The 25,975-nt window shown below is 47.8% G+C and carries 24 protein-coding genes and 1 pseudogene; 7 read left to right on the forward strand and 18 right to left on the reverse strand.

Features of this window, described 5'->3' with window-relative positions; genetic code table 11:
• Nucleotide 1 precedes the first annotated feature (1 nt).
• Together purK and purE are read right to left on the reverse strand one after the other, a co-directional pair.
• The gene (gene purK / locus BO48_RS13185) at nt 2-1,123 is read right to left on the reverse strand and encodes a 5-(carboxyamino)imidazole ribonucleotide synthase (protein ID WP_496368034.1); all 1,122 of its coding nucleotides are present in this window, start codon (nt 1,121-1,123) and stop codon (nt 2-4) included.
• Nucleotides 1,110-1,592: a 5-(carboxyamino)imidazole ribonucleotide mutase gene (purE, locus tag BO48_RS13190; protein ID WP_496368036.1), complete on the reverse strand. Its 483-nt coding sequence runs from the start codon at nt 1,590-1,592 to the stop codon at nt 1,110-1,112. The genes purK and purE overlap by 14 nt, the downstream gene beginning before the upstream one ends.
• Before the next feature lie 248 nt (nt 1,593-1,840).
• Here purE and folD point away from each other — a divergent pair, with 248 nt between their 5' ends.
• Nucleotides 1,841-2,692 carry a bifunctional methylenetetrahydrofolate dehydrogenase/methenyltetrahydrofolate cyclohydrolase FolD gene (gene folD / locus BO48_RS13195; protein WP_496368038.1) on the forward strand — a complete coding sequence of 284 codons (852 nt, stop codon included), beginning with the start codon at nt 1,841-1,843 and terminating at the stop codon, nt 2,690-2,692.
• Between the two features lie 210 nt (nt 2,693-2,902).
• Here folD and BO48_RS13200 read toward each other — a convergent pair whose 3' ends face one another.
• The 3 genes from BO48_RS13200 to BO48_RS13210 all read right to left on the reverse strand — a co-directional run bounded on the left by BO48_RS13200 (nt 2,903) and on the right by BO48_RS13210 (nt 6,308).
• Nucleotides 2,903-3,877: a nuclease-related domain-containing protein gene (locus BO48_RS13200; RefSeq protein WP_496368040.1), complete on the reverse strand. Its 975-nt coding sequence runs from the start codon at nt 3,875-3,877 to the stop codon at nt 2,903-2,905.
• A gap of 192 nt (nt 3,878-4,069) precedes the next feature.
• Entirely contained in the window at nt 4,070-5,044 is a 975-nt protein-coding gene (locus tag BO48_RS13205) for a calcium/sodium antiporter (protein ID WP_496368042.1), read from the reverse strand.
• A gap of 115 nt (nt 5,045-5,159) precedes the next feature.
• On the reverse strand, nt 5,160-6,308 hold the full coding sequence (locus tag BO48_RS13210) for a globin domain-containing protein (protein ID WP_496368044.1): 1,149 nt from the start codon (nt 6,306-6,308) through the stop codon (nt 5,160-5,162).
• Nucleotides 6,309-6,474: 166 nt separating this feature from the next.
• On the opposite strand from BO48_RS13210, the gene BO48_RS13215 reads away from it, so the two are divergent.
• A complete protein-coding gene (locus BO48_RS13215) occupies nt 6,475-6,888 on the forward strand; it encodes an RrF2 family transcriptional regulator (RefSeq protein ID WP_496368046.1) in 414 nt (137 codons plus the stop codon).
• A gap of 31 nt (nt 6,889-6,919) precedes the next feature.
• The gene (locus tag BO48_RS13220; protein ID WP_496368086.1) at nt 6,920-7,642 is read left to right on the forward strand and encodes an immunoglobulin-like domain-containing protein; all 723 of its coding nucleotides are present in this window, start codon (nt 6,920-6,922) and stop codon (nt 7,640-7,642) included.
• 368 nt (nt 7,643-8,010) lie between these two features.
• On the opposite strand, the gene BO48_RS13225 is transcribed toward BO48_RS13220, so the two are convergent.
• On the reverse strand, nt 8,011-8,520 hold the full coding sequence (locus tag BO48_RS13225) for a type 1 glutamine amidotransferase domain-containing protein (RefSeq protein WP_496368048.1): 510 nt from the start codon (nt 8,518-8,520) through the stop codon (nt 8,011-8,013).
• 209 nt (nt 8,521-8,729) lie between these two features.
• Between BO48_RS13225 and BO48_RS13230 the strand changes: the two genes are divergently transcribed.
• Nucleotides 8,730-8,897 (forward strand): SAS049 family protein, encoded by a 168-nt coding sequence (locus BO48_RS13230; RefSeq protein ID WP_496368050.1) that lies wholly within the window; start codon nt 8,730-8,732, stop codon nt 8,895-8,897.
• 90 nt (nt 8,898-8,987) lie between these two features.
• On the opposite strand, the gene BO48_RS13235 is transcribed toward BO48_RS13230, so the two are convergent.
• The 5 genes from BO48_RS13235 to BO48_RS13255 all read right to left on the reverse strand — a co-directional run bounded on the left by BO48_RS13235 (nt 8,988) and on the right by BO48_RS13255 (nt 15,042).
• Complete coding sequence (locus BO48_RS13235; RefSeq protein WP_496368052.1) at nt 8,988-9,710, reverse strand: hypothetical protein; 723 nt, start codon at nt 9,708-9,710, stop codon at nt 8,988-8,990.
• A 394-nt stretch (nt 9,711-10,104) separates the two neighbouring features.
• Entirely contained in the window at nt 10,105-12,240 is a 2,136-nt protein-coding gene (locus BO48_RS13240) for a hypothetical protein (RefSeq protein ID WP_496368054.1), read from the reverse strand.
• Nucleotides 12,240-13,646 carry a glycosyltransferase family 2 protein gene (locus BO48_RS13245; protein ID WP_496368056.1) on the reverse strand — a complete coding sequence of 469 codons (1,407 nt, stop codon included), beginning with the start codon at nt 13,644-13,646 and terminating at the stop codon, nt 12,240-12,242. Before BO48_RS13245 ends, BO48_RS13240 begins: the two co-directional genes overlap by 1 nt.
• A complete protein-coding gene (locus BO48_RS13250; protein ID WP_496368058.1) occupies nt 13,643-14,647 on the reverse strand; it encodes a HEAT repeat domain-containing protein in 1,005 nt (334 codons plus the stop codon). Before BO48_RS13250 ends, BO48_RS13245 begins: the two co-directional genes overlap by 4 nt.
• On the reverse strand, nt 14,644-15,042 hold the full coding sequence (locus BO48_RS13255; protein ID WP_496368060.1) for a response regulator: 399 nt from the start codon (nt 15,040-15,042) through the stop codon (nt 14,644-14,646). Before BO48_RS13255 ends, BO48_RS13250 begins: the two co-directional genes overlap by 4 nt.
• A 111-nt stretch (nt 15,043-15,153) precedes the next feature.
• On the opposite strand from BO48_RS13255, the gene BO48_RS13260 reads away from it, so the two are divergent.
• A complete protein-coding gene (locus BO48_RS13260; protein WP_496368062.1) occupies nt 15,154-16,236 on the forward strand; it encodes a GGDEF domain-containing protein in 1,083 nt (360 codons plus the stop codon).
• Nucleotides 16,237-16,567: 331 nt separating this feature from the next.
• On the opposite strand, the gene BO48_RS13265 is transcribed toward BO48_RS13260, so the two are convergent.
• From BO48_RS13265 to BO48_RS13285, 5 genes are all read right to left on the reverse strand, one after another.
• Nucleotides 16,568-18,007, reverse strand: coding sequence for an APC family permease (locus tag BO48_RS13265; RefSeq protein WP_496368064.1), 1,440 nt, complete (start codon nt 18,005-18,007; stop codon nt 16,568-16,570).
• An 87-nt stretch (nt 18,008-18,094) separates the two neighbouring features.
• On the reverse strand, nt 18,095-19,087 hold the full coding sequence (locus BO48_RS13270; protein ID WP_496368066.1) for a FecCD family ABC transporter permease: 993 nt from the start codon (nt 19,085-19,087) through the stop codon (nt 18,095-18,097).
• Complete coding sequence (locus BO48_RS13275) at nt 19,080-20,051, reverse strand: FecCD family ABC transporter permease (protein ID WP_496368068.1); 972 nt, start codon at nt 20,049-20,051, stop codon at nt 19,080-19,082. The genes BO48_RS13270 and BO48_RS13275 overlap by 8 nt, the downstream gene beginning before the upstream one ends.
• Complete coding sequence (locus BO48_RS13280; RefSeq protein WP_496368070.1) at nt 20,041-20,865, reverse strand: ABC transporter ATP-binding protein; 825 nt, start codon at nt 20,863-20,865, stop codon at nt 20,041-20,043. Before BO48_RS13280 ends, BO48_RS13275 begins: the two co-directional genes overlap by 11 nt.
• An 18-nt stretch (nt 20,866-20,883) precedes the next feature.
• Nucleotides 20,884-21,798: an ABC transporter substrate-binding protein gene (locus tag BO48_RS13285; protein WP_496368072.1), complete on the reverse strand. Its 915-nt coding sequence runs from the start codon at nt 21,796-21,798 to the stop codon at nt 20,884-20,886.
• A 116-nt stretch (nt 21,799-21,914) separates the two neighbouring features.
• On the opposite strand from BO48_RS13285, the gene BO48_RS13290 reads away from it, so the two are divergent.
• Nucleotides 21,915-22,931 (forward strand): NAD(P)/FAD-dependent oxidoreductase, encoded by a 1,017-nt coding sequence (locus BO48_RS13290; protein ID WP_496368074.1) that lies wholly within the window; start codon nt 21,915-21,917, stop codon nt 22,929-22,931.
• A gap of 146 nt (nt 22,932-23,077) precedes the next feature.
• On the opposite strand, the gene BO48_RS13295 is transcribed toward BO48_RS13290, so the two are convergent.
• Nucleotides 23,078-24,124: a WD40/YVTN/BNR-like repeat-containing protein gene (locus BO48_RS13295; RefSeq protein ID WP_496368076.1), complete on the reverse strand. Its 1,047-nt coding sequence runs from the start codon at nt 24,122-24,124 to the stop codon at nt 23,078-23,080.
• Between the two features lie 148 nt (nt 24,125-24,272).
• Nucleotides 24,273-25,523 (reverse strand): cytochrome P450, encoded by a 1,251-nt coding sequence (locus tag BO48_RS13300; protein WP_496368078.1) that lies wholly within the window; start codon nt 25,521-25,523, stop codon nt 24,273-24,275.
• 242 nt (nt 25,524-25,765) lie between these two features.
• Between BO48_RS13300 and BO48_RS13305 the strand changes: the two are divergent.
• Nucleotides 25,766-25,975: pseudogene (locus BO48_RS13305) on the forward strand (ISL3 family transposase); the annotation flags it as partial.

The raw sequence follows: 25,975 nt of genomic DNA on the forward strand, positions 1-25,975 counted from the left end.
CCTACTCCTTTTCAAAATCCATTTTTAATTGAATCAAAGCTGCTTCAACATCGTCGGTGAGCATTGTGACATGCCCCATTTTACGTTCGGGCTTTCTTGCCGTCTTGCCGTACAGATGCACGTTCCACTCAGGATGGTCGAACAAATCGTCATCCAGTCGGTCAAGGTCCTGGCCGAGCAGATTCATCATGATCGCTGGCTTGTGCTGCGTGATTTCCGGCAGCGGCTGATTCGTCACTGCGAGAATATGCGCATCAAACTGGGAAATGTTGCATGACTCGATCGTATGGTGCGCCGAGTTATGCGGCCGCGGTGCAATTTCGTTGACATACAATCCGCCTGCTTTGTCGATGAAAAATTCGACTGTGAACACGCCGGTGAAATGAAGTTTATTCATAATCCTGGAAACTTCTTCTTCCGCCTGTTTCTGGTAGTCGACCCGTGACGGTGCGATCGTCCGGTATAAAATCTGATTTCTGTGCAGATTTTCCTGCAGCGGGAAGATGACTTCGTCTCCGCCGGCGTTTCTCGCGACCGTCAGTGACACTTCACGCTCAAGGTCCAAATACTTCTCGGCAATAAACTGCGTGTCGCCGTATGGAATGGTCTCTTTTTCGAGGTCCGCTTCCGACTCGATGAGATACTGGCCCTTGCCGTCATAGCCGCCGGTGGCCGTTTTCACGATGACCGGGTAATTTTCGTGTGCTGCGAATGTTTTGACATCTTCGTCGTTTTCAACTGTTTCAAACGGGACGACTTTTGCGCCCGAGTTTCTGATGGCGTCTTTTTCGTCCTCACGGTTTTGCAGCGTGAGCAATGTGTCCGCTCCCTGAGGCACGTAATACTTGTCGACCATTTCTTTCAGCAGCGGGCCGTCGATATTTTCAAATTCGTAAGTGATAACATCCGATGCGTCCCCGAGTGCTTTCAGCGCCTCTTCGTCATCGAATGCTGCATTGATGAACAGATGGCTCGTCGCACTTGCCGGTGCGTCCGTCGACGGGTCGAGCACCGCCACTTTGTAGCCCATGCGGAGCGCCGACTGTGCCAGCATTTTACCAAGCTGGCCGCCGCCGATGATGCCGATCGTCTGATCCGGATAAATTCTGTCAGTTAAGGTCATTCTGCATAGCCTCCACTTTGTCCTCTAATGATTTCGTATATTCTGTCAGTTTCAGATTGACATCTTCATTTGAAATTGCAAGCATTTTAGCTGCGAGAATGCCGGCATTTTTCGCGCCGGCGTCCCCGATCGAAACGGTCGCGACCGGGATACCGCCCGGCATCTGTACGATGGATAATAAAGAATCCATCCCTTTCAGCGATTTCGATTCAATCGGAACCCCGATGACCGGGACGTTCGTCATGCTCGCGACCATGCCCGGCAGGTGCGCGGCCCCGCCTGCGCCGGCGATGATGACCTTTATTCCGTTCTGTTGTGCGTTCTCTGCGTACTTCATCATGTCTTTCGGTGTGCGGTGTGCGCTGACAACTTTCGCTTCATACTCAATACCAAATTCGTCCAGCATTTCTGCTGCAAGTTTCATAGTCGGCCAGTCCGAAGAACTGCCCATAATAATGCCAACGACCATCATTCATCCTCCTGTATACTGTTAAAGTTGTTAAAGTCGAATGTTCTCTTTTATTTTATCAATTAAAGTATTCAAATTCAACATAAATCACGAACGTTTTAATTACTTTTATTTTTAATGTTTGTATATACGAACGATGACTGGTGTTTATCAAGGTGAAAGTTCGTGAATTTGATTTGATTGAAATTTTCCTCACAATCGTACATAATATACATGAAGAGAAAGTAAACCTTAGGAGGAAAATTTTTATGACTGCTGAAATTTTAAACGGCCGCGAAATCGCCAAAGATTATCGCGCAGGACTTGCAGAAGAAGTAGAGAATTTGAAATCAAAAGGAATCACTCCAAACTTGACTGTAGTCATCGTCGGTAACGACGGTGCTTCATTAAGTTATGTTAAATCTAAAAACAAAGCGGCTGAAAAAGTCGGCATGACTTCAGGCATTGTTCATATGGAAGAAAGTGCGACTGAAGAAGAGGTGCTTGCTGAAGTTGAACGTCTGAATAATGATGACGATGTACACGGTATTCTTGTACAGGTGCCACTGCCGGATCAGGTGGATGAGAACAAAGTACTTGAAGTAATCTCACCGGAAAAAGACGTGGACGGATTCAGCCCGATCAACATCGGTCGCCTGTACACAGGTCAGCGCACATTCGTTCCATGTACGCCACTTGGAATCATGGAACTTCTGAAGCACACTGGTTCATTAGAAGGTAAAGAAGTTGCTGTCATCGGCCGCTCACACATCGTTGGCCAGCCGGTCGCTAAATTACTCACAGACCAGAACGCAACTGTGACATTGATGCACTCACGCACAAAAGACATGGTTGCTAAACTGAAAGACTTCGACGTTGTCGTTTCAGCTGTCGGCCAGCCGGGGCTCGTCACCGGTTCCGACCTGAAAGAAGGCGCAGTCGTTATCGACGTGGGTAACACAATGGTAGACGGTAAACTGAAAGGTGATGTCGACTACGACTCCGCAGAAAAAGTCGCAAGCTACATCACACCAGTTCCAGGCGGTGTCGGTCCACTGACAATCACAATGGTGCTGAACAACACACTGCTAGCTGCCAAATGGAATAAAGGCATCGAATAATATATGTAAGAGGTAACCCCGGTCAGGCGACCGGGGTTTTTGTGTGGTTAAGGGTGTTGTTATGTGTTTTTATTATAGGTGTTATTTCTTATCGGAGCCTCGATATGGAATCGAAACTCCAATAGAGTCCCAACGCCGCTTCGAAATAGAATCGAAGCTCCGATAGAGTCCCAACAACGCTTCGAAATAGAATCGAAGCTCCGTTAAGAATCAATTCCTCTTTAAAATCAAACGATCATAATAAAAATCATATTGATTAAATACAAAATCAAATTCTGAACGCGGATTTTCATATTTCGCATGACGCCCAGTGGAAATCAATTTGAAATACCTTCTTAAAACCTTACTCAAATGCTTTTTTGAAATCACCCCGCCCAAAAACTGGTATACTCCTTCCAGCTTCAACTCCCTATCATGCCGCAGCACGCCGTACTCACAAATGGTCCGGAGCACCGCCTTCTCCTTCGACTCGACATGGCCGCACCCGCACTGAACGTGATACCGGTGCACCCCCACATCAAATCCCGAACATTTCACGCAGCGTATACCACCGTGCAACCGCTCAAACTCAGCATCCTCAAGCTCCCGTGGTTTATAAGGACATGGAATAATAAACGTCTCCACACCACGAGCCACCTGTTCTATATCCAGACTGCCATTCCAGTTTTCCTCGTCCGCAATTTTATGGATTTTCCGTTTAATATCATTGCGCATCATCACATCTACATCGACTTCATCCACAATCTTCACATCATTATGCTCATTGATAAATACGATTGAACTGTGCAATCCGCCCGGCCGCCCCATGCGGTAATGCATCAAGTTCACTTTCTCCATCGACCGCTTCAGCTGAATAAAAATATCCTTATTCAGACGCTTCCCGCCGCTGAACCATTTCCCGTCCACATACTCTAGCGCGCCCGAATAATTCTTCACATCAAATACATACACACCCTCGCCCGTCACAAGCAGCGTATCAATCTGTGTGGTGCCGCCCGCGTCGATCCAGATATCCTTGAAAATTTTCCAGTGCGGGCGGCCGTAGCTCGACAGCCAGTCGTCGAACTCACACTCCCCCGCATAACCCGCGGCGAGACGCTTCAAATTCTGCACATCTTTATCATCACCGCCGCCCCGCGCGCACAATATATGCAGCCACTGATGTTCCAAAGTTTTATTTCTCAAAATAAAAACCTCCTGTCCCGGCAATATATTTTAGAAGGTAAAAAGAACCCCTCATATATATATGCCGAAAAACAGGAGATTTGATTTTTTCTCATGTCAGGTTTATTAAATTTCTTGAATTAAATAATTAACTGTCAAGTGTCAAAGAATCGGAATCTATCGCAAGCAACGATGGATTTAAATAAACCTCGCCTACCCTCTCAATATAATATAAACGAAATAAACCAGGTAAATCGCAACAAGCACAATACCTTCCGTACGTCTGAGACGGTAGCCGGTTCTTGCAAAGATGAACAGCATGACCGTAATCAGAATCATAAGGATGATATCAAAGACAATCACACCGGTCACATCCAAAGGCATAATGGAAGAAGCAAGTCCCGTCACAAGCAGTATGTTGAATATATTACTGCCGATCAGGTTGCCCATCGCCATTTCGGTTTCACCTTTGAACGCGGCCATCACTGAAGTGACGAGCTCCGGCAGCGACGTCCCGAGCGCGATGATGGTCAGACCGACCAGCGCCTGACTCATGCCGAGCGCAACCGCGATTTCGGTGGCGCTGGATACGACGAGTTCCCCGCCGAGCACAATGCCTACGAGTCCAATGATCAAAACAACAATCAATCTCGTCCAGCCAAACTTCTGACCTTCCTCGGTACTATCGGATTTCGCCGTGTCATCCATCGTAATCGACTTCGCACGCTTCGCTTTCTTAAATATGTAGAACATATAAAATAAAAGTCCACCGAGAATGATTACACCGTCCAGACGGCTGATGACACTGCCGCCTTCAGCGCCGAACCATCTTTCACTGATCAGAAGGAGCATCAAAACAGATGCACCAAGCGCAAATATAATATCCCTGTTCGCCACTTCCTTCTCAACGACAATCGGCGCGACGACCACCGTCAGGCCGAGCACTAAAGTAATATTAATAATGTTACTGCCGACCACATTACCGGCAACCATATCCCCGTTGCCCTCAAGCGCCGCAATAATACTGACCACCGCTTCAGGCGCACTCGTCCCGAACGCAATTATGGTCAAACCGATAATAATCGGTGAAATACTCAATTTTTTAGCAATCGTCGAGGCACTGTCCACAAACCAGTCCGCACCTTTTATCAGCAGCACGAACCCCGCCACGAGCCAAACGTATGTCATAGAAGCCCCTCCAAAGTAAAGTCTCCCCCTTCTATACCCCATTTCACACAAAATAAAAGACCCCTCGGCGGAATGAAGTCTGCCCGGGGCCAAAACATATAAAACTTGTATAATATTAATTTGATGCTGAAACTGTTTCGCCGATGACACTCATCTTCGGACCGAACGGTTCGAAGTGGATATTCTCCTCTTTGAAACCGACTTCCGACAACACTTTGATCATCGCGTTCATGAAGTGCATCGATCCGCAAATATAGACACTGCGGTCCTCAAGCCCTTCGAAATCCTCGTGAGTCAAGTAACCTTCAGTATCCGAGTACTTTATTTTCACATCAATTTCCTCACCGAAAGCCTTCATCTCATCTTTGAACGGGTGCATGCCTTCATTCTGTACGCTGTAAATAAACTTCGAGTCCTTTTCGGCAGCCATCGCCTCTTCGATCATCGCCATCACAGGCGTTGCGCCGACGCCCCCTGCAACGAACAGGAATTTATCCGCTTCATGATTCAACAGGAAGTCCCCTGCCGGTGCGCTCAGTTCAAGCGTGTCGCCGACTTTGACATCGTCATGCATATAGTGTGAAACGACGCCGGACTTCTCGCCCGCACCTTCTTTCTTGACTGCAAACTGAAGGCCTTCGTCAGTGTTGATCGAGCAGATTGAATAGTGGCGGAGCGCTTCGTTCGGATAATCGGTCGGGTCCACTTTAACAGTGATGTACTGACCGGCCCGCAGATCGTATTCAACAGTGTCGTTCTTCACTGTGTAACGGACGATATCGTCGGATAGATGATCTTTTTTCACCACTTCGAACGGAACGAATCCGTCCCAGTCGGCAGTCTGGTACATGCCGTTTTCAACGTCAATGAAGATCTGCGCAATTTCACCGTAGTACTCTTCCCATGCGTCCATAATTTCAGGTGTTGCCGCGTCGCCCAATACTTCTTTGATACCGATCAGCAGGTTTTCACCGACGATCGGGTAGTGTTCAGGTAAGACATTGAGTGCGCGGTGCTTGTGCGCAATGCCGATGACCGCCGGTACGATCGCTTCAAGATTGTCAATGTGACGCGCCGCCTGCAGTACTGTGAATGCAAGTGCTTTCGGCTGGTCGCCGACTTTCTGGTTCGTCTGGTTGAACATATCCAGTAATTCCGGATGTTTTTTGAACATTGTCTGATAGAAAACTTTTGTAATTGTTGTACCGTGCTGCTCCAACGCCGGTACCGTCGCTTTAATAATCTCTTTTTTATGAGGTTCCATGAAAACGCTCCTTTGTTTAAGATATATATTTAATACACCTTTAATGATAAAGGGTAAAAGTGTGAATATCAAGCAATTGTAACAATTTTCACAAAGATGTCATAGTTTATTAATGATTCGAAATCCGGCCGTTTCATGGTAATATATATAGTATGAGGTGAATAAAATGAAGTTGACAATGTATACTGATTATTCATTGAGAGTGCTGATGTATCTCGGCACGAGAGACCCTGATGAAAAAGTTCAGATAGATGAAATATCCGAGTATTATAATATATCGAGAAATCACCTGACCAAGGTGGTACATAACCTTGCGAAGCTCGACTACATCCATACTGTGCGTGGTCGCGGCGGAGGGATTATGTTAAAATATAAACCAGAAGAATTGAATGTCGGACAGATCGTCAGAAACACGGAAGATAATTTCTATATCGCCGAATGTTTCCGACCCGACAATGAATGTGTACTGACACCGGTCTGCGGACTGCAGTATGTTTTAAATGACGCATTGAACAACTACATCAACACATTAGATCAATACACTCTTTTAGATATACTACCCAAAGCACTAATGAGGTGAGCCAATGAATGGAAGTTTAATAGTGAAACTGATGGCAGGGCTGTTGCCCGTGGCACCGATCACATCGGATATGCTTGAAGATGACCCGGCGTACGAAACCGGCATTTCAGACGAGGCGGACGGCGGCGGTCAGGGCGATCCGGAATATGCCGACTACGACGGCCCGACGATGGAAGAAGAAGTCGCTGCGTATTCCAGCTCCACCCCGACCATCAGAGGGATGGACAGCATAAATATCCAGGTCGGGGATAGTTTCGATCCGATGGCCGGCGTCTACGCACTGGATAATACCGACGGCAATATCACGGATAACATCCAGTTGTCCGACAACAACGTCGACACTTCGAACCCCGGCAACTACACCGTCAATTATCGCGTTGAAAACAGCGGCAACGGCTGGTTCGAGTACACGAGACAAATCACCGTCTCCGATGCACCGACCGACCCCCTCCCGCTCGTACCGCCGACTGAAGAGCAGCTGAGCGGCGAATCTTCCGGTGACGACAGCGGCAGCGGCGAGACGACCAGCGTCCAGTTCAAAAACATGGACGACACGTCAATCAGCGCCGGCTCCGAGTTCGATCCGAAGGAGGGCATCCAGATTCTCGACACGGACGGCATCGACATCACACACACCGCCTACATTTCCGGCGAAGTCGACACCGAGTCGCCCGGCGATTACACGATCGCATACGCCGTCTTTGACCAGTTCGAAAACCCGCATGCCCATGCCCGCACCATCACAGTTCAATAGTTTTCATAAAATAAACCCCGATGTCCTTTTGTGAGGATATCGGGGTTTTTGTGTATTTGGGAATGTTTTCGTTCTAATAACAACATTTTTAAATGTATTTTTTCCCAACACCGCTTCGAATCAGAATCCAGGCTCCGATGGAGTTCCATCACCGCTTCGAAAGGGAAACGAGGCTCCGATAGAGTTCCATCACCGCTTCGAAAGGGAAACGAGGCTCCGAGGGAGATCTATCAACGCTTCGAATCAGAATCCAGGCTCCGATAGAGTTCCATCACCGCTTCGAATCAGAATCCAGGCTCCGATGGAATCCAGTACATCTCTTTCCACACAGAAAATCCCCTGCTCCTAAGAACAGGGGACGGTTTTTATTATTCAGTTAAAGCTTCCTGGATTGCGTTGTTGAAGTCTTCCAGGTCTTTTGGTGTACGGCTTGTGATCAGGTTATCGGACACGATTACTGACTCATCATGATAAATTGCGCCTGCGTTTTCCAAGTCTTTTTTGACGTTGGCAACGCTTGTGATGTCGTAACCTCTCAACAGTTCAGTGTCGACTAAGAACTGCGGGCCGTGACAAATTGAGAATGTCGGCTTTTTATTTTCAAGGAAGTGTTTGGCAAATTCAGCATTGTCCGGATTGCCGCGCAGTACGTCCGGTGAAAATCCGCCCGGGATCAAAATTGCTGCGTAATCTTCTGCTTTGGCATCTGCGACGCTCTTATCCGCTGTAAATTTGTCACCGTTTTTACCATTTATCTCTTTGCCGTCCGGCGAAATGACTTCTGTTGTATAGCCTTTCGCTTCGATTGCCTCTTTCGGACTTGTATATTCAATCTCTTCTACATAGTCAGCCATTAAAACCGCTACTTTTTTACTCACAAAACATCTCTCCTTATTTTATGATACATAATTCTGATTACCCTTTTGATGATTCGAATAAACATCATCATGCCTTTGAAATACAGACAGATTATCAAAAGGTGAAGAAATTTAAATTATTTCGTGCGTTATATGTTTATACCTATATATGCTGGGTAAATTGACACTGTAAGCAAGATAAAACACTAACTGAAAAGGAGAGTTTTATTATGGCAGACAAAGGATTTTTTGACAAAGCGAAAGATGCAGCATCTAACGCAGGTGAAAATTGGGACAACATTAAAGAAAAAGGCGACAGTGTTGTAGACAAATTTGACAAAGGCGGCAATGACGACGATAAGAAAGACAAGAAGGACGACAAAAAAGACGAAAAATAAAATATCGGTTTTTCATTCACTGTAACCGGGATTACCCTTTTACAGTAATTAAAACATAAAAGAGCAAAGCTGAATGAACAGCTTTGCTCTTTATTTTTCGTTGACGGCTGTAATGAGATCATCGATGCTCTCATCTGCCCGGTGAATATATTTTTCACTGTTTTCAACGTGGATTGAAAGCAACTCCTCGTGTTTCCCGAAATCATCGTCTTCGTAAATTGACTTGAATTCAATTAAGGCGAGCGTACGGTTTTCCACTGCCCTCGAAATTTCATCAATCACCGTTTCAACATCACTCATATTGTTCTCCGCCATGGACTTCGGCACTTCCAGATCTTTCAGATGCTTCTCAAGTTCCGCATATTCGTTATGCAAAATTTCGAGCCGTGTGGCAATATCTTCAGTCTGTGCCTCGGTCAATGTCATATTTTCATTCTGTATGATATAGGCATGATTGAGGTAATTTGTGTAGAGACTCGGGAAATCTTCGTTCCAAATTTCTCCCACAGCACTTTTCGCTGAATTCAGTTCTTCCATGAAAGTGACCACTTTCTGACTGGAATTGACCTGTTCCCCGTTTACTATTGTGACCGGGTTGAACTCCATTGTTGCCGGCGCTGCACTGTCATCGTCAATCTTCAGTACATCCGAATCGCCATCAAGTGCGATACCCGCTATTTTATTTACATCATGACCGTAAGTCTGATGGGTTTTATTTTCAGAAATTTTAACATCGCCTTCTGCCTCACTGCAGCCGGCCAATATCAAAGTAAATATCAGTGTAGTTAACCATACTATTTTCCGGTTAATCATAATTATTGCTCCTAGATAGATAATATATATTCATGTCCGTATAACGTAATTATTGTAACATACTTGTAATATAAATAAAATACTATTTTATGAAAAGGCTTACATTTCTGAATAATCTGATGTATTAGATGGGCTGGATGGTTTGGAGAAAGCTTTGATTTGAGTCGTGGAGTGGCGAATTGGTTGCTGCAGGAACTCGCGGGCGCGACGAGTGCCTATAAGATTCCAACTAACACATGGTCGCAAACCACGCGAGCATGCGATGGAAGAATTATCACCGCCTCGAATTCAAATCGAAGCTCCATTAAAACTCTATCACCGCTTCGATTCACGATCCAAACTCCGATGAAAATCAAATCCCCCACTTCACCGCAGTGAAATGGGGGCCCAACAATTACTCCACCTTGCCAAATGCTTCTTTAAATATATCGTAAGACTGCTTCAGGCGCTCCTCGTATTCAGGGAGATCCCATTTTTCCCATTCATACATGGTCAAACTACCGAGCTTCCCGTCCTCAACTGCAGGAAAACTGTCCACAACCTTACCGTCCGCTGTCAACAAAACGCCTGCCTTCACACCGTCCACATGCACACTCGAATCCAGTCCGTCCGCCACAATATCTCCGACGAATTCACGCGCAGACGGGTCCCTTGCACCAATCAGCATCCACGGAATCCGAATTTCAAGCACGCCTTCTTCACGGTTCCAATAATAGTCGTTCAATGAATCATAATCTTCCGCTTCAGGATTCGCCACACCTTCACGCAATAATCCCGTCTCATACGACTCAAACGGAATCGTCTCATCCCTATCGGGCAGATAGAGGGCTTTATTCAAAGCGTAATGAATTTCATTGAACTCACCGGAGTCCTTCTCTGGCTGACCGCCTTCTACATCAATCATCTCAAGCGTATGGCCGTACTGGACCTTAAAGAAATCATAATAATCATCAACGACAACCCGGGAAGTATCATCATTAATCCGAATCACAAAATCGATGCCGTCCATACTTTCAACGTCGCCGACATTATGATTCCCCTGCCCGGGCACGATATCCAGCGATATCTCAATCTCCCCGTCAAACCCAGGGTCATGTTCCACCTTGAAATACATATACCGCTCATCGTAATCCATCATGAAATTCCTCAGCTCAGACTCACCTTCATACAGCGCATCGTCTTCCCAATCATCAGCGTCACCATCCACACCAATCTTATGCGTATCAAAGCTGAGTATCCCGAACTGCTCCTCGTTCGTCTGTGCATTCGACCAGTACGGCCGGGCATCCGGATTATCATAATCCATCGTGTTCCACGTGCGCTTGAACCATTCATCCTGCCACGTAAACACAAGGCCGCCCATCATCCCCTCATGCAGAATATCCTCAAACAGCGCAGTCACATATTCACCCTGCTCCGTTTCGGAAATAAAGCCCTGATTCCAGCCGAAAGGATTTCTGTGCGTCATTCCGCGGGACGCCGGCAGTCCGAACTCGGCCACGAGCACCGGCATATCATGCGCCTGATGCAGATCGTGCAAATACCCTGCATAGTTATTCTTCTCACCACGGTGGTCCTCGAATTCCACATACTCCGGTTCATAGTTCAAAAAGTCCGGATAATACGGGTATATATGATAAGACGCGAACTGCCCGACATCCGCCATCACACCTTCAAGATGAATTTTATTCGGATCGACCGTCACCACATCTTCCATATCGGAAGAATCCGCCGGATGGTCCAGCAGATCCGTCGTCACCCAGTTCGTAAAACTCATCGGACGGAGCGACTCGTACGTTTCATAATCGTAGCCAGTCGCAAATTCCATCTTCAGAGCGAGCCAGTGTTCAAACGGCGCCCCGTCTTCAGTCGAATAATAAAGACCATCAAACTGTCCGATATCCGAATGCAGCTCATTCGTATTCATCACATATGGCGGGAACCACTCCACACCGAGCATCCAGCTGACCACATACTCGGACACATCCGCCGTATAGGAGCCGTGCGCCTTCCCAGGCGTCTTGGGAATCTCAGCATTGCCGTGCACCGCATCAATCACGTGCTGAATATCCGCTTCAAATTCTTCATTCAGCGCATCATCAAACGCATCGAGATCCGCATGCATCTTATCTTCGTCCGCCCAGAAACCGTGCATCACGTACACAGGCTGCTCCGGGTGTTTATTATTATAATCCTTTAAAGCCTTGTAAAAACCAGGCGGATGGAGCGTATACACACGCACCGTATTGGCATTCATCTCGCCGATCATCTCAAACCATCTGCGGTATTCATCTTTGTCAATCGCCGCTTCGCCCGGAAAATATCCCGGCTTCGCCATGCCCATATTGACACCCTTCACCGTCATCGGCGTGAACCCTTCCGCAGAATTCAATTCGATTTTCCCGTCATGCACTCTCGCCGGCTGCATCTGATGCGCCTCCTTTCCCGTCTCGTGAAACACGGTCATATATGTAATGGCGCCCGCCGCTAGCAGTGCGAGCGGCACCAAAATCCACAATAATTTTTTCATCATGTCTCTCTGCCGAGCCCCTTCCGTTCCATATTGCCCCACTCCTGTTTCTTGAAAATAAAGCGCACCATGCCTTCGAGCCTGAACAGAATCATCATCGGTCTGTACCAGAATGTTTCGGTAATCGACATCAGCACGAGTTTCAAAATACTTTTCGGCTGGGTATTATTATGTGTAGTCCACGCTTCGATCATCAACGACAACGTCGAGAAGATCGAGCCGTAGATGACGAACGCAAGAAGCAATAATGTCGCAAATTCGGTGTTCAGAAAGCCGGTCGAAAATGCGACCATCATATAGGCATATCCTGCAAACTCGACAAGTGCGCCGAATGCTTCAAACATCCAGAAATAAGGGAATGCGAGAAATCCGAGCCGGCCGTATTTCGGATTGAGCGTCATATACTTATGCCGCCAGAGACTTTCAAACAGCCCCTGCGACCAGCGGCGGCGCTGACGGCGCAGCACTTTCGCAGATGTCGGTGCCTCGGTCCAGCACACCGGATCCGGTACAAATTCAATCCGCTCATCCGTCCCTTTTTCACGAATCCAGCCATGGACTTTGACGACCAGTTCCATATCTTCGCCGATGATATCGGTCGAATAGCCACCGACTTCGGTGACGATCCTTTTATTGAAAATACTGAATGCACCGGATACGATCATCACCATATTGAAACGGCTGAAGAAAATCCGGCCGAGCATGAAGGCTCTTAAGTATTCAACAATCTGCATCAGCACTATCGGATGGTTGCCGAGCGCACGCTGCTCCATTGCACCAAAATGGATATCGTTGCCGTTCGCGATACGGACGTTGCCGCCCGCTGCGACGACCTTACCGTCGGAGGCGATAATCGGCAGCATGACCCTAAGCAGTGAATTCCTATCCAAAATAGAGTCACCGTCGATCGAGCAGAAATAAGGATAGCGCGCAAAGTTGATGCCTGCGTTCAGTGCATCGGCCTTGCCGCCGTTTTCCTTTTGAATTAAGTAAACGTTCGGGTGCAGTTTCGACTGGTAAACACCGAGCACCTTTTCAGTCGCAAGAGCGCCCTGCCGCATTCTGTCCGTCCGTTCCATACGGAAAGCGTCGATCACCACTTCCGATGTCCGGTCCTTTGAGCCGTCATCGATGACGATGATTTCCGTTTCCGGATACCTCAATGTAATCAGTGAATGCATCGATTCGATAATACCGAGTGCTTCATTGTATGCGGGGACCAAAATCGATACCGGCTTCGTAAACAGGTTCATCTGCAGTTCGTCCTCCAGCCAGTCATGGTCCAGACGCTTCCTGCGGGCCAGCGTGTTATACGCAATCGCCATCATTAATATATAAAATAAAATAATCAGCACCATATAGATGATAATCACAATGCCGAGTATATCCGTAACTGTCTGCATCATTGGATGACACCTTCTTTCCGTTTCAGCCGTGCCGGCTCAAGCTCGACCGTCCAGCCAATCTGTTCGTAATGGAAATATTTCAAAGCTTCAATCGCTGCATTCTGGACGAGCGGGTGCGGATCATCTGCACATTTCTTCAAGCCCGGAACAGCAATCACACCGATGTAGGGCGACAATCTCGAGACGATCATCCGCTCTTCCCATACATCCGACTCGAAAAATCGCATATATACAGATGGATTGCTGACGAGGCGGAGCGTCTTCAGCGCTTTAAGCGCGCGGATCCTGATTTCTGAATTGCCGCTCCTTAAAAGCGACTCGAGCCATTTGACCGGATAACGGTCCGCCATTCTCGACACCCGGTCGATATAGGCATATTTCCCCGAATCCGGCATGACGGCATAAAGCGAACGGATATCCAGAATCTGTTCATCATCCAGACGGGTAAAGACTTTCTTCAGTTCATACTCCGTGAGTGAGTATTTATAGAAAAATTTCGCTTTGAATTCATTCATGTCCATATAGGATAAGTAGATCAGATAGAGGAAAAATTCAAAGCGCGTCATCTTTGAAATTCTGCGGTCATCGAACATATCCGTAAATCCCGGCACTTTGAATTCCGCAATCTTATTCAGTGCATTCACACGGTTCGCCCATAATGGCGAGTCCAGATCTTTCTGGTATTTCGCCGAAAAATTTTCCGACGCAAACGCCGTGATCCTCTGTTTGATATCAGACGAGTGCCCGTTATTTAAAAATGTCGAGAAAATCTTTTCAATCGCCATCCGCTCATGACCGGCACCCGCCTTGTACGCAGGCACCTCTTCACCGTAATACAGATGATCGAACCATCCGTCAAAATGATCATCCACATACACCCTGATTTTATCCTGTCTGTTCCGGTGGTAGACCGCCCGCCATATCGTGACGGCGACAAGCACTGCGAAGAGAATCAGCAGGACGATGATGAGCCACCACACTGTTTCCGATATATTCATCAAGCCATATCACCCCTGATGATACGCCGTTTTATCAGCGCCTGGAACAGGCTCAGATTCACGGGTTTCACAAAATAATTATCCACGCCGGCGTTGATCGCGTAGATCATATCCGATTCGGTATTCGACCGTGTGAGAAAATAAATGACCCCGGCCTCATCGAAAGTCCGTATGTATTTTGCGACTTCGATGCCGTTCTTTTTCGGCAGAACGTCACTGACGATATAGATCGTTCGGCCAGCTTCCGGTTTTATTTTTTCCATAAAGTCGTAGCCGTCCGTATAGGATTCGATGCGGATATCGTAATCGGTTTCAATATCTTTCAAGGTTCGCAGTAACACTTTCAGAAACAGGGCATCAGATTCCAACACATGAATATTCACTATATTTTCAGACAATTGATACACTCCCGGGTTATTATGTATTGCACTATTCATTTTACACCGATATACTGATTTTGTACGTATAAAAGTGTGATTTTTTTGTTAAATTTAAGGAGGGTGTTTCCTGTGTTTTTTCAGATGTTCACACTCATTTGTGTATTAATCGCACTCCAATATATTTATTATCAGATTAAATTGATGATGGGTCTTGCGCTTAAAAGCAGCATTCGTGAAAAAATACTGAGTGGTGTCGTTAGCGGCCTTATGGCAATCATTTTAAATTTCTATGCCGTGGAAACGAGCTTTGATGTCAACTTCGGTCTTGCGTTCACTGCACTTCTGGTCGGTCTTTTATACAGCGGCAGCTTTTCATTTCTCATCGGATATATCATGTTCGGTTTATGGACTCATACACTGGCGAATACCGAATCAATATTTTCACTGGAGATTTACATATTAATCGGTTTGATTTTCCTCGTGCTGGATACATTCGTTAAAAATTTCAAAATCCATACGAAAGGTCTTTTGGCGCTCGCCATAGTGTCTCTCATGTTCTGTTTGAACACTTATATCATCAGCGGTGATTTGAGTTTTGCAGTGACGACTTCAGTAATCTACATGATTCTTACAACAATCAGTCTTTTTGTGGCAATCGGCATCATCCGCTACCAGCAGGAGTATGTGCGTCTGAATCAACGGCTGTCCATGCAGGCGACGCATGACAGCCTGACCGGGCTTCCAAACCGGAGATCATTCGAGGAGAAAATAAAAAAACTGAATCCTTCTGAGACGGCCTCAATGCTGATGATTGACATCGATTATTTTAAAAAGATCAATGATATCTACGGCCACCCCGTCGGCGACCTCGTGCTGAAAAAGACGGCCGCTGCGCTGAAGGAAGTCTGTACTGACAAAGTGACAATTGCAAGAACAGGCGGCGAAGAATTTGTAGTCATACTGCGCGGCCACACGATGGATATGGCAAAGTCCGTAGCGGAAGACATACGTGCTGCCATCGAGGCGCTCGATACCAAAGCCGGCGATGAAATTTTGAAAATCACCATCTCGATCGGCGTCGCCAGCTACCCAAGTCAGGTCGATTCAGTCGACGACCTATACGCACTTGCCGATGAACATCTCTACATAGCCAAAAAGCTCGGCCGCAACCAGGTCTGCTGCGAAAAGAAACAGTCGGCCATCGTTGAATGATCGGCTGTTTTTTGGGTTCTGGGCACTCGCGGGCGTGACGAGTGCCTATAAGATTCCAACTAACACATGGTCGCAAACCACGCGAGCATGCGATAAAAAGTTATCAACGCTTCGAATTCAAATCGAAGCTCCATTAAAACTCTATCAACGCTTCGAAATCAAATCGAAGCTCCATTAAAACTCTATCACCGCTTCGAATTCAAATCGAAACTCCATTAAAACTCTATCACCACCTCGAGTCTACTGCATCTGGTCCCTCAGTCGCCCACAAAAAAACAGGCACCTCACAAGAGGTGCCCGCCAATCCAAATCATATCAAAATCAATTTACTCTACTCGAGTTTATCTCCATTGTCCTCCCCCAATATGAGGTAGTCGAGCTCTTTTTTCGTCATCGAGTTGATTTTCTTAAATTGTGTCAGGAAGAATATGATACCGAGTATAATCCATGCAGCGAGTGCAACAAGTGATGGTGTTGTCAGTGCTGCCGGGGATCCCGGGAACAACAGTAATAATAAGAATACGACTGAAATGATTGCACCGAGTACACCGAATACAACATACACAATATTCTTCTGTACGCCTTTGCTGAAGAATTTAATCGCAACGAGACTGGTCGCGAGGAACGCCACAGACACACCGACCGAGGACATATCCACAATCCAGCTCAATGCCGTGCGCCCGAGCCACGGCGCTGCCAATGTCACAATCATGACAAACCACACCGCTACGTACGGTGTTTTATTTTTCGGATGCACTTTAGCAAATATCGCCGGAACGAAATTCGCACGTCCCAAAGCGAATATCAGACGGGATGATGAAAGATAAAATCCGTTCAGCCCGGTAAATACACCGAATGTAATCGCAAAGGCAAGCAGCAGCATGCCGATCGTACCCATCGATGTCTGGACAACTGAGCCCGTCACCCACATCGCGCCGTCGATTGCGTTCTGATCAGCATAGATCCATGAAGTGACAAGAATCATTGCGACATACGTCAAGATCGATGCGATGATACCGAAAACGATCAATCTAAAAGTCTTTTCCGCCGGGAATTTGAACTCTTCCGCGGCCTGCGGAATATTGTCAAAGCCGACATACATCCACGGTGCAATCGCCACAATCAGAATGATCGACGTCAATACGCCGTTTTCCGAGTTGAACACCGGCTTCGCATTTTCAAATGAAAAGTCGCCGACCATGAATGAAGCTGCGAACAATCCCGCAACAACGAGCCCCATAAACAAACAGAATATGAACTGCAGGTTACCGGACAGTCCCGACCCTTTGGACGAAATATACGCGAAAATCACGAGCACCGCCGTCGACAGGATGACCTCCATGATGTAGACGTCCCAGCCAGCGATCGTATACAAGTACCCGACTTCAAGCACATCGGGCAGTACAAATTTAAATAAAAGACTGAATGCACTGGCGTTCAGCGCCACAATACATATGTAACCAAGCACTAGAAACCATGATGCGATAAAACTGAAATACTTGCCGAATCCGACGTACGTAAATGCGAACTCACCGCCCGAAACCGGGAATTTCGCCGTCAGTGCCCCGTAGGCCACCGCGATGACCAGCATCAACAGACCGCCGATCGTAATACCGAGTGTTGCACCGAACGTTCCGGATGAAGCCAGCCAGTCGCCGGGTAAAATGAATGCGCCCCACCCGATGGATGAGCCGTAGGCGACCGCCCATATAAAACGTTTTGACATCGTACTGTCAAGTTCCTGGCGTTCCAGGTTCTTCGTTACTGCCATAATTTCACTCCTAATATTAATTCAATAACTAATTATACCCAAATTTGAACAAATTATAACCATTTACAGAAAAAAACAGCGGAAAAGCTAAACTTTTCTCGCTGTCATAAGCAGGTAAATAAAGTACGGTCCGCCGATGAGAGCGACCACTATGCCTGCCGGGATCACCGTAGGTGCCAACAGCAGCTTCCCGGCAAGGTCCGCCACACTTAACAGAAGCGCCCCGATTCCGACCGACCCGAGAAAGATCAATTTCATATTCCGGGGAAATAAAAGCCGGGCAATATGCGGCGCAATGAGACCGATAAAGCTGATCGCCCCCGCCACACTCACCGCGACACTCGACAGGAGCGCCGCGCAGATAATAAGCACAATCTTTTCAAAGTTGACATTCATCCCGAGGGCTGAAAGTTTTTCATCTTCCAAATTGAGCATCGACATTTCATTGATTTTCATCCAGACAAACACCGAAACCAAAATAATATACGGCACGATGGCGATGACAAATGCCCAGGAGTCGCCCCAGATGTTGCCGGCGAGGTACTGGTTCAGCATCGTCATCTGGCTGTCGTCGAACGTCGATGTGAAGACGTACAGGAAGCCGGTAACACCCATCGCAGTCGCGATGCCGATGAGGATGAAGATGTTACTGTTGAAGCGCCCGCCGATGAACGACAGGAAGAATACGATCAACACCGTCAATAGGCCGCCGGTAAAACTCATAAGCGGCAGTGAATACAAGTTCATCGTGCCTGTGCCGCTGATAAACATGATGAACAGTACGACACCGAAGCCGCTTCCGGCGTTGACCCCGATAATCCCCGGGTCGGCCAATGGATTCCGGCTCAGGACCTGAAGAATCAATCCGCTTAACGCGAGCGCCGCACCGCAGATGATCGTGATCAGCATGCGCGGCATACGGAATTCATAAAACACGAGCCGGACGTCCGCGCCCGCACTGAATGTGAAGAGCGACATCACATCGCCGAACGTCAGACTGTAAGTGCCCGTGAACAACGTCAGCAGCATGACGACAATCAGCAGCGCAATAATAATCATGAATTTCATTGAATTACGCATATTGACGCCCTCTCTGTCTGATGATGTATATGAAAAACGGCAGACCGATCATTGAAATGACCGCATTGACCGGCGTCTCATTCAGCAACCGTGCCACCATATCCGACAGCATGAACAGCGAGCCGCCGAGAAGTCCCGTGTAAATGATCGTGTACTTATGCATATAGCCCGCCACCATTTTGACGATATGCGGAACCAGCAGCCCTAAAAATACGATGTTGCCGACAATCGCCACACTCATACTCGCAAGCATGATCGCACACACCAGTGATACCACCTGGTACAACGCATTGTTCTGACCGAGCGATGCCGACATTTCATCCCCGACGAGAAATATATCCAGTTCCTTCGCCAAAAAGTACAGCACCCCGATCACCACAACCGCAAACGGCGCGATGATCATAATCTGTTTCAAAGACACACCGGCTGCACCGCCGCTCGTAAAGAACGCGACATACTGACCGAGATTATTCGTAATGACGAAAAAGTCCGTTAAAGCATATAAAAATAAAGAAATCCCCGCACCGGCCAAAATCAGATGGATCGGCGACTTGAACCGCGTGACAAACAATATGATAAAGCCGACAATCAGCCCGCCGATAAATCCGCCGATGACCATGCCGACAAACGACAGCATCGGAATGAGCAGCGCACCGATAACAATGAAAAAGTTCGCCCCGGCGTTGATCCCGAGAATGCTCGGCTCACTCAAATCATTGTGCGTCACCGTCTGCATGACGAGTCCTGCGATACTGATCATGAGACCGGCCAGAAACGCCGCCATCACCCGCGGCAGCCGGATTTCATATAAAATCTGTGAAACGGAATCCCCCACTTCATAAGAAAAGACACTTGAAAATACCTGTCCCACAGTATAATTTTCAACACCGAACATCATTGCAGCCGTAAACGAAAGAATGATGCCCGCTATGAAAGCAGGCATCAATAACCACTTACTTCTCATTTGCAATCACTTCTGTGCCGCCGACCGTATGACAGAATAATTCGTAGTCGGACAGCACCGGCTTCCCGCTCACAGGATCCGTCATGATCTTGCCGTTAATATTGAACACTTCATTCAATACTTCATTCGTCAGCACTTCAGACGGTGTACCGGTTTTTATTACCCGACCCTCGTTCATGACGACGATATGGTCGGAATATTTGATCGCCTGGTTGATGTCATGGAGCACCATGACGACCGTCTGATGCGTCTTCTGATTCAGACGCTGGATGATGTTCAGTGTTTCCAGCTGATGGTGGATGTCGAGATATGTCGTCGGCTCATCGAGTAATAATACGTCCGCGCCCTGCGCGAGCAGCAGACTGATCCACACCCGCTGTGCCTGGCCGCCGGACAGTTCGCTCATCATCCGGTCCTTGAACATATCCGCGCCTGTCTCCTCCAGCGCCCAGTGGATGATTTTATAGTCATCCGGCTTTAGACCCTGGAACCTTTTTAAGTAAGGATATCTGCTGAAACTGACCAGATCCATCACTTTCAAATCATACTGCAGCCGGTTCCGCTGGGATAATATACTCACCTTCTGTGCCAGCTGCTTCGATTTCATCTGACGGATATCGAGGTCGTTGATGTAGACCGCCCCACCGTCTGCGTGAAGAATGTTCGACACTGTCTTCAGCATCGTCGACTTGCCGCAGCCGTTCGGCCCGATAATCGTCGTAATTTTTCCCGACAACAGTTCAACATTGATATTGTCCAAAATTTTCTTTTTATCGATATGAAGATCGAGATCCTGCATTTTGACGCTCGTCATATTACCACCTGCTTTAAATTATTCTGTCAATGCATCGACTATGATTTCACGCTGGTGCTCGAGTGAATACGGATCATTATAGTAGAACGTCGGTGAATCGAACTCGATCACCCGGTCATTTTTCACCGCATCAAGATCTTTCCATACATTCGTTTCGCGGTATGCATTGTCCGCACCGGAATCACCCGTACCAACAAACATGTAGTCGCCTGCGTACTTGCCGATTTCTTCCGCCGAAATATTTTTCCAGCCCGTTTCAACAACTTCAGATTCCACCGCTTCAGGGACACCTAATCCAAGCCCCTGGTAAATGATCTCCGTACCGCGGCCCCAGTTCGTGCCGTACACGTAAATATCTTTCGCATACTGTTCAACGACACTCGCCGTCGCGTCTTCACCGACTGCTTCTTCCACTTCAGCCTGATCTTCTTCCAGCTGAGTTTCCCACTCATTCACCCACTCGGCCGCTTCATCTTCTTTGCCGATGATTTTACCGAATTCCTCGTGAATATCCAAGTAGTTCCATTTTTCATACTGTACCGGAATCGTCGGTGCCACAGATTCTAACTTCTCCAGATTCTCATCCGTTGAGAACGCGATGATCAAGTCCGGGTCCAGTGCCATAATCTGCTCGATATTACCTTCTTCAACCATTTCCACATCTTCCGTCATCGGCTCCAGCACTTCACTTTCAGTAATGGTCGAATGCGCGCCGACCATATTCGCATCCAGCTGTTTGAAATTGCCGAAATAACTCGTCGCCATCACGACAATCCGCTGCGGGTCTTCCGGAATCTCAATCGTCTCCCCCGCATCCGTCGTATATTCCTTCATCGCAGTTTCTTCGGATTCTTCGCCGCTTTCAGAATTGCCACAGCCCGCAAGTACTAAAACCAAAACCATACTTAAAAATAAAAACCGGTACTTCTTCATATGTAATCTCACCTTTATTATTTATTTGGTTGTTGATTATCAATTGATAATCATTCTCAATGTAGTTATAATAAAACATAATAAATGAAATTACAATCATAAAGGGGAAAATATATATGAAAACTTATGACACGCTGATCATCGGCGGCGGCCCCGCCGGTCTGTACGCCGCCTTTTACGCAGGTCTCAGAGGCATGTCGGTCAAACTGATCGAACACCATAACACACTCGGCGGCAAGCTCGATATTTACAGGGAAAAATTCATCTGGGATATCGGCGGCATGCCGGCAAACACCGGTGATAAAATCGTCGAACAGCTGATCGAACAGGCTTATACGTTTGACCCGGATGTTTCTACAAGCACCACATGCGAAGACATCATCAAAGAGGACGGGCAGTTCATTGCGAGTACGACAAACGGAGATTTCAGAGCAAAATCCATCATCATCGCAACGGGACTCGGCATTTATTCCCCCGTCAGACTCAATATTTCCGGTGCAGAAAAATATGAAATGTCGAACCTTTATTACACCGTAAAAGATTTGAAAACATTCAAAGGTAAAGACGTGCTCATTTCCGGCGGCGGCAATACCGCGATCGACTGGGCACACGACTTGAGCGGCATCGCGAATTCCATTACATTGGTATGCCGTAAAAATGAATTGAAAGGTCATGAAGCCATGGTCGAAAAACTCAATAAGGATAACATCCGTGTCATCAAAGGGGCATCCATCGATACCCTCCTCCCGAATGAGGATGAAGATAAAATCAGAAGCGTCCAGCTGTCAGACGGCCAGGAAATTTTCACAGATGCCGTCGTCATCAACCATGGCTTCGACGCCAACAGCGAATTCATCGGCAAACTCACAGAACATATCCCGATGAACGACTACCAGATGATCGAAACGACAAACACCGTTGAAACCGGTATCCCCGGCCTGTTCGCATGCGGCGACCAGATCACTTACGACAACCGCGTCCATCTCATCGCCAGCTGCTTCCCCGAAGCCGCCATGGCCGCAAACTTCGCCAAAACATTCATCTCGGATGGCGAAGCAGCAGACGAAGCCATCGTCTCGAGCCACAACGAAGTCTTCGCACATAAAAATAAAGAGATGATTGAACAGATATAAAGCCTAACGACGCATCCCACGCTACCGGATGACGCATTAAACGCCTCACGACGCATCCCACGCTACCGGATGACGCATTAAACGTACAACACGGACAGTCCCATGCCCAGGGACTGTCCGTTATATTTATTAATATTTTTTCCCTTCTACTTCACCAGCACCGCATCAAGCACTCGCGCATCCCGGACTTCCTCCGGCCACTCAACATCCACTTTCTCAAATGAATGCCCGCCATCATCCGATATATAAATCCCAAGATTATTCACGGCATAAAACACACCCGGCTGGCTGGAATCAGTCAACAGCCCAAACGCCGCTGACCCGCCAGCCTCTGGCAATCCTTCATCTATAAATGTCCAGTCACCACCGCCCTCTCGGCGCACCACCCGGGTTTTCGCGCGCTCCGGCATGTACGCTGAATACGGTCCTGTCGCAACCGACGCAATCATCGTTTCCGCATCACCCGGGTCCGCCGCAACATCCACCATATAAGTGTAGTCACCGAGTCCATCATTAAATTGACTCCAAGTATCACCACCGTCAACACTCTCGGCAAATCCTTCGCCAGCCGCTTCATAAATCCGGCCGCGCGCAAAAGGATGCGCCCGGAGGGAATGGCTGTCATGATGACTCCCCGGCTTCCGGTCCTCCCATGTCGCACCGCTATCCACACTCCGCATCACACCGCCGAGCTCGATGCCGACAAAAACCTTATCCGTATCATGCAGATCCGGTTGTATCGTCCGCACATGATGCGTCTCCGGCCGCGGCGGAAAACTCCACCCCGGCTCGGAAGGCAGATCCAAAAGCGCAGGCGATTCCGTCCAAGTCAAACCGCCGTTCTCACTCCGGTACAACATGCTCGGCTCCGTCCCGGCCCATATCACACTGAACTCACCCAGCTGCTCCGTCCGGCTCACCGCAATGCTCATCACCCGCGCATGAAGCGCATCTCTACCAAGCCGCTGCCACGACTCCCCCCCATTATCACTCCCATGCAATCCGTCATTAAACGTCCCCGCAAACAGCCGGCCAGAAATCTCATCAAACGCAATACTCCGGACCTCGCCGGGCACCTCAACCCGGTCAATCATCCACGCACCATCATTTTCCGAAGCCTTATATATCCAATCCTCAGTCGCAAAGTAAATCGAAACCATCCATAACGCCCCTCTCAAATTCTTGTTATCCATCTATACCCTTAACCCCCGAAGCTTTAATCAATAAAAACCGTCCCCACATGAAACACCCTCACCCCATCACCCAGCCAACTCACCCCGCATAAAAAAACACAGCCCTCATCAGGCTGTGTCCAATCTATATATCAGGCTTTTACTATCATCACTTCAGCATGAAGTTGTCTATCCGGATCTTATCATTCGGCACGGCAGGAATATCATTGAACTCGAACCCGAAATCCTGCGGCGGATAGTCAAACGCCAGATCATTCACGAGGAAATCCAACGTCTCCCGAATCATCACGATCGTTATGAACTCACCCGCACATCTGTGGCCGAAGTCATAGTTGCCGCCGCCCTGCGGGATAAAATTGAACGGTGTCTGCTGCCAACCGTTAAACCGCTCAGGCACAAACGCTTCCGGGTCCACCCATTCATCCGGGTGGCGGTTCGTCCCGTACAGATCCAGTAACGTCAACGTACCCGCTTCAAATGTATAACCTTCCCATTCGAAATCCATATCGACCCTCGCTGCCGCAAACGGGAAGAACGGGTAAAACCTCCGCACTTCCTGGATGAACCACTCCATCCGCTCGGAATCCGCACCCTTCAGCTTCATCGCTTCTTCCCAGTGCTCATGTATCGCAAGACCGGTCATCGCAACCCATACACTGTTCGCATTCATCGGCCGGATCAGATTCAAAAGCTCCACCGTCACAGTATCCTCATCCAGCAGCTCACCGTCTAAATCTCTGTGCCAGACAAACCGATACAGCGCACGTTGTGAATCAGCCTCAACCTTACCGTCACGCACATCTTTCACAACAGAACCAATCCAGTCCTCCGCCTTCGACCGCGACCGTCTGCCACGCCAGTGCTGGAGACCGAGTGCCGCCGGTGACTCATACAAATCCGAAATCTCGCCCGCACGCTTCTCAACATCCTCATCAACGAGACTCACGCCGACCCATTCACAGGCCACATGGAGAAACACGACCTTCGCCGCCTCATACAGTTCGACCGAACTGCCCGGCGCGCGTGATTCAAAATATTCTTTCCAGTACTTCTTCGTCATATTGCCGATTTCGGTCATTTCATCCGGACCCATCAGCTCCATGAACATCGCCTTCCGGTGCCGGTGCGCCTCACCGTCCAGACCCTGCACGCCGCCTTCACCAAACAACGTCTTATTCACACGCTTCGGCGCCGCGTCGCTCCGTCTGAAACGGGTATGGTCGTAAAACAGCTCAGCCGCCTTGCTTCCGGTCAGGCAGATCGTCTTCTCCCCCAGAATGCGCGTCTCAAACACATCGGACTGAAGGGCAATATTACGGCTCACGACGAACTCATAACCCTCTTTCAGCACATTCAGCGTCTGATCGAACCCCGCATCCTCCGGCATATTAGAATGCATTCAAATCACCCCTGATTTATATAGTAATCCACTCTACCCTAAATTATAGGTAATATGCATATATAATGGTAGAAAATAAAAACCGGTCCTTTTTAAGAACCGGAAATATTTGGCTCTATAATAAATACGGTTGATGACTGAAATGTCATGGACCGTATTTTTCTGTAAAAGGGTATAAAAATGGCGCAAATGTTCTTTATAATGAAGTCACCACAACTCACAGAAAGGAAACATTTACGCCTATGAAGCATTTTATACTATCTTTACTCCAAATGAAAGAGGATAATATCGATTTTACGAATACATCAGTGAAAGAAATCAAGCACAAGGGGATTAAGTCTCTGTTCATTACCGCCAAGCTGACGTACGATCCGACCCATTGCCCGGCATGTGGCTGTATCAATGCCGATTTTAGTATTGTTAAAAATGGCACGCGCACGTCGCGCATCACA

Source organism: Lacicoccus kunmingensis DSM 17847, assembly GCF_059568765.1.